General features: G+C 33.6%; 11 protein-coding genes and 1 tRNA gene. 4 read left to right on the forward strand and 8 right to left on the reverse strand.

What is annotated here, in order from left to right; genetic code table 11:
• Window positions 1-38 precede the first annotated feature (38 nt).
• A tRNA-Thr gene (locus WBQ70_RS11025) sits at window positions 39-112 on the forward strand.
• A gap of 370 nt (window positions 113-482) precedes the next feature.
• Here the strand turns inward: WBQ70_RS11025 and WBQ70_RS11030 are convergent.
• The 8 genes from WBQ70_RS11030 to WBQ70_RS11065 all read right to left on the reverse strand — a co-directional run bounded on the left by WBQ70_RS11030 (window position 483) and on the right by WBQ70_RS11065 (window position 8,972).
• A complete protein-coding gene (locus WBQ70_RS11030) occupies window positions 483-2,291 on the reverse strand; it encodes an ATP-binding protein (RefSeq protein WP_423914077.1) in 1,809 nt (602 codons plus the stop codon).
• A gap of 12 nt (window positions 2,292-2,303) precedes the next feature.
• Complete coding sequence (locus WBQ70_RS11035) at window positions 2,304-2,891, reverse strand: DUF4202 domain-containing protein (RefSeq protein ID WP_423914078.1); 588 nt, start codon at window positions 2,889-2,891, stop codon at window positions 2,304-2,306.
• A gap of 35 nt (window positions 2,892-2,926) precedes the next feature.
• Entirely contained in the window at window positions 2,927-3,304 is a 378-nt protein-coding gene (nirD, locus tag WBQ70_RS11040; protein ID WP_423914080.1) for a nitrite reductase small subunit NirD, read from the reverse strand.
• 55 nt (window positions 3,305-3,359) lie between these two features.
• The gene (nirB, locus tag WBQ70_RS11045; RefSeq protein ID WP_423914082.1) at window positions 3,360-5,873 is read right to left on the reverse strand and encodes a nitrite reductase large subunit NirB; all 2,514 of its coding nucleotides are present in this window, start codon (window positions 5,871-5,873) and stop codon (window positions 3,360-3,362) included.
• Between the two features lie 292 nt (window positions 5,874-6,165).
• Complete coding sequence (gene arsB, locus WBQ70_RS11050; protein WP_423914085.1) at window positions 6,166-7,239, reverse strand: ACR3 family arsenite efflux transporter; 1,074 nt, start codon at window positions 7,237-7,239, stop codon at window positions 6,166-6,168.
• 190 nt (window positions 7,240-7,429) lie between these two features.
• The gene (locus tag WBQ70_RS11055) at window positions 7,430-8,065 is read right to left on the reverse strand and encodes a low molecular weight phosphatase family protein (RefSeq protein WP_423914087.1); all 636 of its coding nucleotides are present in this window, start codon (window positions 8,063-8,065) and stop codon (window positions 7,430-7,432) included.
• A 27-nt stretch (window positions 8,066-8,092) separates the two neighbouring features.
• Window positions 8,093-8,560 (reverse strand): DUF6428 family protein, encoded by a 468-nt coding sequence (locus tag WBQ70_RS11060; protein ID WP_423914089.1) that lies wholly within the window; start codon window positions 8,558-8,560, stop codon window positions 8,093-8,095.
• A 79-nt stretch (window positions 8,561-8,639) separates the two neighbouring features.
• Window positions 8,640-8,972: an ArsR/SmtB family transcription factor gene (locus WBQ70_RS11065; RefSeq protein ID WP_423914092.1), complete on the reverse strand. Its 333-nt coding sequence runs from the start codon at window positions 8,970-8,972 to the stop codon at window positions 8,640-8,642.
• A 411-nt stretch (window positions 8,973-9,383) separates the two neighbouring features.
• Between WBQ70_RS11065 and WBQ70_RS11070 the strand changes: the two genes are divergently transcribed.
• The 3 genes from WBQ70_RS11070 to WBQ70_RS11080 all read left to right on the forward strand — a co-directional run.
• The gene (locus WBQ70_RS11070) at window positions 9,384-10,043 is read left to right on the forward strand and encodes a hypothetical protein (RefSeq protein ID WP_423914094.1); all 660 of its coding nucleotides are present in this window, start codon (window positions 9,384-9,386) and stop codon (window positions 10,041-10,043) included.
• 188 nt (window positions 10,044-10,231) lie between these two features.
• Entirely contained in the window at window positions 10,232-10,777 is a 546-nt protein-coding gene (locus tag WBQ70_RS11075) for a YcxB family protein (protein WP_423914097.1), read from the forward strand.
• Window positions 10,778-11,047: 270 nt separating this feature from the next.
• The coding region (locus WBQ70_RS11080) for a hypothetical protein (RefSeq protein WP_423914099.1) at window positions 11,048-11,458 on the forward strand (411 nt) is incomplete at its 3' end.

The following is an 11,458-nucleotide window of genomic DNA, read 5'->3' on the forward strand; positions in this document are numbered from 1 at the left end:
ATTCAAAATCCTGCTTATATTTGCACCCGTAATGAGACGCCAGCGTAGCTCAGTTGGCTAGAGCAGCTGATTTGTAATCAGCAGGTCGTGGGTTCGAGTCCCTCCGCCGGCTCATCGTAAAGCCATCTAACTTTTTGTTAGGTGGTTTTTTTGTTTCAAATCAGTTTTGAAGAGTAAATTGGAATGGATCAAGAATCAATCCTAAAACCTGTGGATTAACAAAAATTAAGCATAAATATTAGTTAGTCTAAAAAAGAAAAACTCGATATTTCTAACACCTGTGGAGTGAATTCATGGATAATATTAATTAGTCCGAAAAAGGGGAAGACTAGCCTCTTTATATTATGATTTCGACGCTTTATTTAGATGTTGAAAGATTCTTATGGATTTTGTTCAGTGTCATCTAAATGATCTAATAGTATTTGATAAGGATTGATGTATTTTAAAACTGGTAAAAGTCTTTACAGACTGTTTTTGTAATTTTAAATAGGGATGTTGAAAGTGATGCGTGTTCCTTCGCCAGGAATGGAATTAAAAAAGATACGACCATTGATGTATTGTATTCTTTCTTTCATGAATAGTAATCCCATACCTCCTGATTCGATGGTTTTGTTTTTTTCGACTTTAGAGACATCAAACCCTTTTCCGTTATCATCAATAGTAACACTTAGCAAGGTGGGACTATGAGAAAGTTGGACAATAATATGAGTCGATTCGGCGTATTTTATAGCATTGTTAATTGCTTCTTGAGTCAGACGATAGAGGTTGATTTCGATTAAGGAATCAAGTCGTTGGTCGAAGTCAGTTTTGTTGTAAAAAAGAATATTTTTTCCAGTCAATTTAGATAACTCTAGGGTTAGTTTCCCTAAGGAAGATACTATACCGTGGTCACTTAATTCTGGTGGCATCAAGTTGAAAGTAGCGGTTCGTACCCCTTTAATAATGTCTAGCGAAAGTTTCTTTAGGTATTCTATTTTTTGGGCTGATTTTTCTTTGTCTTCGAGGTTGATGCTTTCGAGACTGAATTTTAAACCCGTTAGCATTTGGCCTATTCCGTCGTGAATTTCTCTAGCAATTCTGTTTTGCTCGTGTTCTTGATTTTCGACAATTTTGCTCGAAATTATTTTTTGTTGGTTTATTTTTTCAGCAATATTTTCAGCATTTAGTCTTTCGACTTCTTGTTCGGCTTTTTTCCGAATGGTAATGTTAAAACAGATGATTAATAATTCTGATTCTTCTTTTTTGATGGTAACTGGTACCATTGATAAATCAAGCCAAAGTATTTCATTTTCAGCATTAGTAACATTGATTTCGCCTTGCCAGCCACTTTTTTGTTTTCCAGTAATAATTCGGTCAATAAAGAGTTGTTCTTTTTCTATGGGTGTTAGTACTTCAGAGAATTTTTTGTCGGATTGAAAATTGGAATATTTCAGAAGCTTGGCAAATTTTTCGCCTATATGTATAATGGTTCCGTCATTGGCTACTCGGCAATACAATAATGTATTTTCCATTGCGTAGTTCAGTGATTTAAGTTCTTTTACAGAATTTTCTTTTTGTTCACTGATGATTTCAGTATTGTAGGCTAATTTGAGCGCTTTTTTCTCTGAAGACAAAAGTTTCGAAATTAATACTTCAACTCTTTTATTAGTGGGTTTGAATATGAAAAGAAATTCGAGTAACAATACTAACATGGTGAAAAGTAAAATTCCATATTCTGTATTGCTTTGCAGTCTAACTTTTTTGAGCGCTTCCTTGTCGTATTGACCAACTATAGCATCCATTTTATCTAGGAAAACAGCTGAGTTTTCGATGATTTTTTGGACCAATATTTGATTTTGTTCTTCGTTGATACCTCGTTTTTTATTATTCAAAAAAACGGTAGTATTTTGTAAAATAGTATTAAAATTAGGTTTGATTGACGCAAATAAATCAATGACTATTTTGCTCTTTTCTTTGGGAAAACCAAGGCTGTCATTCCCTGTTTCTAATGCATTTTGATTGAATGTCCAAAGTTTAATAATGGTACTTATTTTTTCAATTTCGGTCTCGTTTTTTTCGGGAGGAGTAACATAATTTAAGATTAAAATTTCTTTGGTTAACTTTTGACTAAGGAATCGTTGTTTTCCTGAAAAATTGATAATTCGAGAATCACTCAGCTGACTGTGAAGGTTGTATTGAATTAATAACTGACTCAAAAGTACTGTAACAGCAATAGTTAATAAGGCAAAAAGATACAATCGCCTAAGGTTTTTGAATGAAAGATTTACAGTTGCAGTGGTATTGCTCTTCATAATGAAATCCGATTATAGCCCAAGTGCGTCTTTTATCAACTGAAGATTTTCAGGAGTATAGTGTATTTTTAAAGCGGCTTGATGTCCGTTTTCAGACATTTTATTCCAAGTTTTTAGGATGATATTTTTTAGTTTTTCTTCATCGTGTTTTTCAACAAAAGGAGCTAAGTAATATTCTAAAAACACCAAGCAAATAACGTCTTCTAGTAGTTGTGTTTCAGCGTCTTTTTTAAGTAATTTTTTTTCGATTAAGAAAGAAACTCGAGCAATAAAATCAATATCATAACCTGCTTTTTCTAAAATTTGAGCAGTAGTTTTGGCGTGAAATTTCTTTAGATCTTCTCTCCATTTTAAATAGCCTACACGATCCATTGGGTAGGATTCACGGGCAATTTTCCAACGGCAAATGTGTTGGGCTTTGGCGGCAATTTGTATTTCTTCTGAGGCAGAAGGAAAAAAATCCATAAGCTTTTCCCACATTCTATTAGAGTATAATAGTTCTTTAGGAAAGCTTATGGATTCGTGTATTTCTATGTTTGGGTCTTGAGCATTTTCGGCATCAATCCATTGGCTGGCTTTTTGAAAAGGTGTTGTAGTCATTTGGAGTATTTTTTTGATACTTCAAAGATACATATTTAATCTATAAACCCAATCAATACTTCACCTTCCACAATTTTTACGGGATAAGTTGCAATGGAATATTCTTCGCCATTTAAGTTGCTACCATCCACTAGCGAAAATGTTTTTTTGTGCATTGGACAGGCTATTTTAGGAACGTTATCAGCTGAACCAGTCATTCCTCTTGACAGCACCATTTCCATTTTGTGAGGACAAGCATTTTGACAGGCGTACCATTCGTTTCTTCTTTCAAAGTTAAAAACAGCAATTTGTTTGTCTTTGTATTTCACACAACCCCCTCTGTTGCTGGGGAAATCTTTAAGAGTTCCAGCTTTAAACCAAACTTTTACATCTTCTAGAGCAACCGTTTTATATTTTTCTAATACGTTTTCCATGTTCTTTATTTTTTAGCTTTGGGAAATTAGCTTAGTTTATAACTTTATTTAGTAATTAAAAATTCCAAGATTTTGGCATGTGTTGATCTCTTATTGGCACATATTCGATGTTGTCATCTTTGTCATCTGAGTTCACAAAGTGGCTAAAACGCTTCATCAATCTTGGTTTTTCTAGTACTTGTTTCCATTCACATTCGTAAGTACCAATAAGTGATTGCATTTCATCTTCCAAAGTTTCGCAAATTCCAATACGATCATGGATAATTACTTCTTTCAAGTAGTCCAAGCCACCATCGAGTTTTTCTAACCAAGTAGAAGTACGAACCAATGGTCCTGCGGTGCGTACATAGTACATTAAGAAACGATCCATGTATTTAAAAACGGTTTCTTTGTCTATTTGTTCTGCTAAAAGAACTGCATGTTTTGGATTGGCTCCACCGTTTCCACAGATATATAAATTCCAACCCCCTTCAACAGCAATAACTCCAAAATCTTTTCCTCTTGCCTCAGCACATTCTCTAATACAAGCAGAAACACCCCCTTTTAATTTGTGCGGAGAACGAATTCCTTTGTAACGGTTTTCTAATTCGATTGCAAAAGTAGTACTGTCATCCATACCATAACGACACCAAGCATTACCAACACAACTTTTTACAGCTCTTAATGATTTTCCATAAGCGTGACCACTTTCAAAACCATTATCGATTAGTATTTTCCAAATGGCTGGCAAATCGTTTAATGTTGCGCCAAATAAATCTAGACGTTGTGCACCAGTAATTTTAGTATATAATCCAAATTGTTTAGCTACTTCACCAATAACTACTAGTTTCTCTGGAGTGATCTCACCACCTGCAATCCTAGGAACAACTGAATACGTTCCGTTACGTTGAATGTTTGCTAAGTATCTATCGTTAGTATCTTGAGTCGTTACGTGTTTATTTGCTGTGTCATTGTAGATACTTGAGAAAATTGAGGCGATTACAGGTTTGCAAACTTCACAACCGTCTCCGTTTCCGTGATGATCGATTACTTCGTAAAAATTTGTGTATTTGTTGATTTTTACAATATCAAATAATTCTTGTCTTGTGTAATGAAAGTGCTCACAAACGCTTTCTTTTACTTCTTTACCAATTGATTTTTGAGCTGCTTTTACCAAGTCTACCACCATTGGTTTACATCCACCACAACCTGAAGTTGCTTTGGTTAATTTTACCACATCAGATAATGATTCACAAGTTCCATCCGTAATTGAACAGCAAATACTTCCTTTGGTTACGTTTTCACAGGAACAAATAACGGCTGTGTCTGGTAAGTCCATTGCGCTTCCTAGCGTAGATGCTTCGCCTCCTCTTGAACCTAGAATCAAGTCTTCAGGATTTGGAGGTAACGCCATCGCGTTGCTGTATATTTGGAACAAACCATTGTAATCACTGGAATCTCCTACTAAGATTCCTCCTAGTAATGTCTTTCCGTCTTTGGTAACATTGATTCTTTTGTAAGTTCCGTTGAATTTATTTTCAAAAACAATAGCGGTAACTTCGTCGTTTTCGATGAATGGGTCTCCAAAACTAGCAACTTCTACACCAATTAATTTTAATTGCGTTGACATGTCGATCACTTCTCTCATCGTTTTGTCACCCTCCATGATTTGTTCAGCAGCAACATCGGCCATTTCATACCCTGGAGCAACTAATCCATAAATCATGTGGTTGTAAAGAGCGACTTCGCCAATAGCAAAAATAGAAGGATCTGAGGTTTGCATTTTGTTGTTAACAACGATTCCGCCTCTTACGCCCACTTCTAATCCGCAAGCTCTTCCTAGTTCATCACGAGGTTTGATTCCCGCAGAAATCACTAACATGTCTACTTTAAGTAAATCATTTCCTTCGAACATCATTCCAGTAATGGCGTGTTCTCCAGCAATATATTGAGTTGATTTATTAAGGTGTATGCCTATGTTCAATGCTTCAATTTTAGATTGTAGCATATCACTTGCTCCTTTGTCCAATTGTCTTGGCATCAATCGAGGTGCAAATTCAACAACATGAGGGTTTAAACCTAAGTCACGAACCGCTTTTGCAGCTTCCAGTCCTAAAAGGCCTCCTCCTAAAACGGCTGCTTCGGTAGCGCCGTTTTGTCTTATTTTTTGAGCATAGCTCATAATAGCATCTAGATCTTCGATGGTTCTGTAAACAAAAACTCCTTCTTTGTCAACACCTTCAATTGGTGGAACAAAAGCAGATGATCCTGTTGCTAATACCAAGTAATCGTAAGAATGTGTTTTCTCTAGATGTGTGGTAATTGTTTTAGATTCTTTGTGTATATCTGTAACTAATTCTGATGTATTCAGTATGATATTATTTTCTTCGTACCAGTTTGCAGTTGACATAGATAAATCATCAGCTGTTTTTCCTGCAAAGTATTCACTAAGGTGAACACGGTCATAAGCACGTCTTGGTTCTTCACCAAATACGGTAATTTGATATTTTTCTTGCCCAGATTTCGAAATGAATTTTTCACAAAATTTGAAACCAACCATGCCGTTTCCGACTACTATTATTTTAATCATAATATCATTATTAAGTATTACGTAGCAAATATACGTAGTTATACTTAATTAAACTGTCGGTTTTGTTATTTTTTTATATTTATTGTAAATTATTTAAAAATGATGGGGTAAAATGAGTTTTATGTATTTTTTTATTCAATTTATCTTTAAAATAGGAGTTTGTTTCTTTGTTGTCTTTGTTTTTTATGGGGTTGTTGGTATTTTTGGTTGTTATTTATTTGAATTTTATAAATAAAAAAACACCTAGAAGTTACTTTAGGTGTCTTTTGATATACTTAGTTTTTTATACTGCTTAGATATGGGTTTTTTGAAAATACTTTTTTTGAAACCAAAAAGCTAGGTTTACTAAAGCAATTAGTGCGGGTACTTCAACGAGTGGGCCAATAACGCCAGCAAAAGCTTGTCCGCTGTTGATACCAAATACTCCAATAGAAACTGCGATAGCTAATTCAAAATTATTTCCAGTAGCTGTAAATGCTATAGCGGTAGCTTTGGAATAATCAGCGCCAAAATATTTTCCTGTAAAAAAGCTGATAACAAACATGAGACTAAAATAAATTACTAATGGAATGGCAATTCGAACCACGTCCATTGGGATTTCAACAATTAATTCGCCTTTTAAACTAAACATGATTACAATCGTAAAAAGTAAGGCGATTAACGTAATTGGGGAGATGAAAGGAACAAATTTATTTTGGAACCAATCTTCTCCTTTGAAAGCGATTAAGGCATAGCGGCTAATGATACCAAGCGCAAAAGGAATCCCTAAATAAATCCCCACACTTTCAGCAATTTGACCAATACTGATATTTACTTCAAATCCATTATACCCAAAATAGGGAGGAAGTACAGTGATAAATAGATAGGCATAAACGCTATAAAGCAGCACTTGAAAAATACTGTTAAGTGCAATAAGTCCCGCAGCATATTCTCTATTTCCTTCGGCTAAATCATTCCATACAACAACCATAGCAATGCAACGTGCTAATCCAATTAAGATCACGCCAATCATGTATTCAGGATAGTTATTCAAGAATAATAAAGCCAATACAAACATTAAGACTGGACCAATAATCCAATTCAACAATAAAGAAGCGCCAAGTATTTTGGTGTTTTTAAATACTTCACCCATTTGTTCGTATTTCACTTTGGCTAGTGGCGGATACATCATCAATATTAGGCCAATAGCTAAAGGGATATTGGTTGTTCCTGATGAAAAGGAATTGATAAAATTACCGCTTGATGGCACAAAATAACCAATGGAAACCCCAATAATCATGGCGATAAAAATCCAAAGTGTTAAGTAATTATCAAGGAAACCTAGTTTTTTTCTATTTGCTACTGGAGCACAATTGTTAGCGGACATATTTTATATTTTAAAATTTAAGTCATACAAGTTTGAAAAAGAATTTTAAAAACGGATATGACTTAAATGGTGATTGTTTGAGGACTTAATGATCCATAATTTCTGAATGTTTCAAAAACTCAAATGTTCTTCTTTTTTACTTTCATAAAGCATTTCAATAAATCTTATAGGACTTATATGTTTAAAAATTTTAGAGTGTTATTTTCGAAAACACATAAAACATTTCCGTAGCGATTTGCACACTTCTTTCTTCGTATTTCTCAGCTTGTTGTGGTGTGTTGTCAAATGCTTTTGGATCTTCATACGTAATTGGAATCCTTTTTTCAGCACCAGCGATAAATGGGCAACCTACATCAGCATTGGAACAAGTCATAATCGCTGCAAATTCGGCTTGCGGATTAAAACTGTCATCAAAAGTCTTCGAAAAACAAATAATAGGATGTTCGTTTTCAGTGTATTTAACACTATAAATAGGATTGTTGCCTTCTGAAAGTGTTTTGATTTGGAATCCCTGATTGGTCAATGTTTGACCAACCATAGGAAACATCGCTGTAGCCTCAGTTCCGCCAGAATAACAAAATACATTTTTAACATTAAAATGTGAAGCAGCCGTTTGAGCCCATATTTGGGATAAATGACTTCTTCTAGAATTGTGTGTACAAATTAAGTTGAGTCTAATTTCCTGTTTGTTATTTGCTTTGGTTTGAATGTAGTCCACCAGTGGTTGTAAAACGATTTTGCGTTCCTCAGATATTGAGTCAAAATTCAAATTGCTAATTAGGTTTTCGATAGTCGAATGTAAAGCTGTTTTAGTTGTTGTTGTCATGGTATGTTTTTGTTTGATATTGAATTTTTAGCAACAGTTTCCGTCAGGTGAGCAACATGGTTGATCGTTTTGATCACCTATTTTGATTTTTTGCTTTTCTGTAGGAATCCCACAGGCATCTTCGGCTAAACAAGCCGTTTTTTTGTTTAGAAGTAAGAAGTTCGTTCCATCAAAATCTAGATCGTACTTACCAATAGTCTCTGATTGGTATTCCACTTCAATTTCGTGATCTTCGATTCCCAAAATTTTCTCTGATAATTGGATGATGTTAGTTAACTTTTGAGGTTTGAGTCGGTGCTCAAAGTCATTGGCATTCCATAATTGGAAATTTACTACCGTTTCTTTGCGAACTGTTCCACCACAATCGATAAAATTCTTGGTAATTAAGCCTACTTCAGTAACATGAAAATGTTCTGGTACGAATTCGCCGTTTGGTAATTTAAAAGTTACGTTTTCAGCAGTAGCTAACTTTTGTTTGATTTCAGATAATTTCATTTTATTTCTTTTTTATGATTTTTAGTAATCGTTATAAATCCTTTGGACTTTCCGATATTTTAACTTTCGACTTCCTAATTTAGCAACATTGTTTATTCTTGTCATCTAAATAGTTATTCACGATTTGAAAAAAGTCTTTGATTTTCGAAAAACCTTGTTCATCCAAACAGTAACAAATCGTATTTCCCTCTAAACTTCCTTTGATAAGCCCAGCGTTTTTCAACTCTTTTAAATGTTGCGAAACCGTAGGTTGCGACAACGGCAATTCATTTACAATATCCCCACAAATGCAGCTATTCACTTTAATCAAATGTTGGATAATTGCAATTCGTGCGGGATGTCCAATTGCTTTGGTCAAAGTCGCTAATTCATTTTGTTGGTCCGTAAAATGTTCGGTCTTGGTCGTTCCCATCGTTATATATTTATATTGCAATATTACGATATACTTTTAAATATGCCAAATTTATTTTTTAGGAGCAACACATTTGGTGGTTTCAGGAAGTTGATTTCCCGCTTTCGGCTATATCTTGTGGCGGCTTAACGCCCGCCGCCACAAGGATACCGCCTCTATCGGGGCTAAAGTGAAAGATTTTGCATTTTTGTACTTATATATAGGAAGATTCGTTCGTCATACAAGAGCTATCATAGGAATTGATTCGTTTTCGAGACAAACTCTTTTATAAAATGCATCAGAATAATTTTATATATTTGAAAATAGATAAAGCGCTACTTAGTAGCGACAATCCATCCAATTTTAGGTAGATTCTCGCTAGTTTGTAGTGAGTATATACAAGTTACCACCAATTTTAAAAGACAACACAGAATGAAACAAACAATTTTATCAATTTTGACAATTACCCTTTTGACAAGTTGCATAGGGACGAAGAAATTTACTGGTTTTGTAGAGCCTAAGTTTCAAGACAAACAATTAATCTCAACCAATGAAAATATAATTTTCGACCTGACTGGCCTTGAAAATACAAGTGCATCCATAACATCGACAAAAGTAAAATCACAATTTATCCCAGCAATTTTATACTGGCAGTGGAATAACACAATAAAATGTGAAGTAAATCCAACTATTGTTGGACAATCATTCCAAGAAAATTTCTTGCGTTATTCGGACACATTGAAAGTTAAAGAAAAACTTCAAGGACGTAAACTAGAAATGAAAATTGAGAAAATTCCAAACAGTTTCGTCTACACGCACAAAGGCAATTCGGTTATACTTATTATTGCATACACTGTTAGCGACTTAGAAGCAATTTTTCCACAAGAACAAGACTTAGTTGTTAGTTATAAGATAACAGAAAATGGCTCGACAATAAAAGAAGGAAAATTGACTACAAGTAATAAAGACCAACCAATAAAAAATGTATGGAAATCGACAAAGAAATTTACTTGGTTGTATGTTGACCAATTCAAACAAAACACTAAAATAATGACGAAAGAAATAGTGGAAAAACTTATAGCAGAAATATAAAAACTGGTGGTAACAGGCGTTTGGCAAAAAAGCGGGTTCAGTGCTTAAATGCAGCTTTGTTCTTCGTATCAAGTTCAGTGCTGGCAGACAGTATCGTGCTTCGAAATCCGCTTCTTCGCCAAGCGCCAAAACGTTAGCAGATAGTTTCGCACAGAACCGGAAAAATACTCAGAAAAAAATGAAGAAAAATGAAAATACAATACGCATTAAATGAAAATGATTTTTTAGAGCATCAACTTTTTACAGCATCTAAAACTGAAAGAATTAATAAACAAAGAAGAAAGAGTTGGATAATGGTTACTTTTTCATTTTTTGCATTAAGTATACTTTTTTTAAATAATGAGAATAGATTCCTTCTTTATTATTTTTTGGGTTTTGGTGTAATATCATTAATATTTTATCCGCTATACCAAAGAAATCACTACAAAAGACATTACAGAAATTTTATCAAAGAAACTTATAAGAATCGATTCAACGAAACTGCAACCTTAATTTTTGAAGAAGATTATATAGAAACGAATGATTTAAGTGGCGAAACAAAGATTTATTATTCCGCATTTGAAGAAACAAATGAAATCAAAGATTATTATTTTTTAAAATTAAAAACTGGAGGAAGTATTATAATTCCTAAAATGAAAATTGATAACATTGAAAACTTTAAAATAGAATTAAATAGAATTTCTGAAAAATACAACTTAAAAAACAATGTAGAATTAAATTGGAAATGGAAATAAAACCATCTGCTAACACACGTCTCAAGCAATTTGCGAATTTAGTGGAATTACCGTTTTTTATCGTATTTTCGTTCAGCCGAAAATACTCGTCTTCGTAAGTCGCAAACGGCGCAAGGCGCGAGAACGTTATGCCTTATTTTAGAAATGAATATTAAATGAAATTTATAATTAAAAAGATTTATGTTTGAATTTACTCGAAATTTAATAAGCAATAATTGGTACGTAATATTGAGCGTTCTAATATTGTGGCTATTGTTCCATTATTTATTTGTGAAATATTTTAAAATAAAGGAAATAATATGGATTAGGCTTGAATATATTTGGATTTCGATAGGTTTTATTGGAGTATTAACCATAGTTGAAGAAAATCAAAAAAATTTTAATCAACAAGAATTAAGGTTTGTTGAAAATTGGATTAACTATGATTATGAAGAATTACTTTCTATATCGAACTTACAAATTAATTGTATTAAATATCAACATAATCCTTCGTTGTTTACTAAAGAAGAATACGATTTGCTTCAATCAAGACAAGATTCTATTTGCAATTGGACAAATAAAATACACATAAAGGCTAATTCATGTTTCAAAAAAAAATCTGCTATAACAAACTTGCCGAAGCTTGGAATTTCTGATGAAGAAAAGCAGTATCCTTGTGACAGAATAAAAGAACTTATTAGC

It is taken from the genome of Flavobacterium sp., from assembly GCF_049590715.1.
GTDB lineage: Bacteria > Bacteroidota > Bacteroidia > Flavobacteriales > Flavobacteriaceae > Flavobacterium.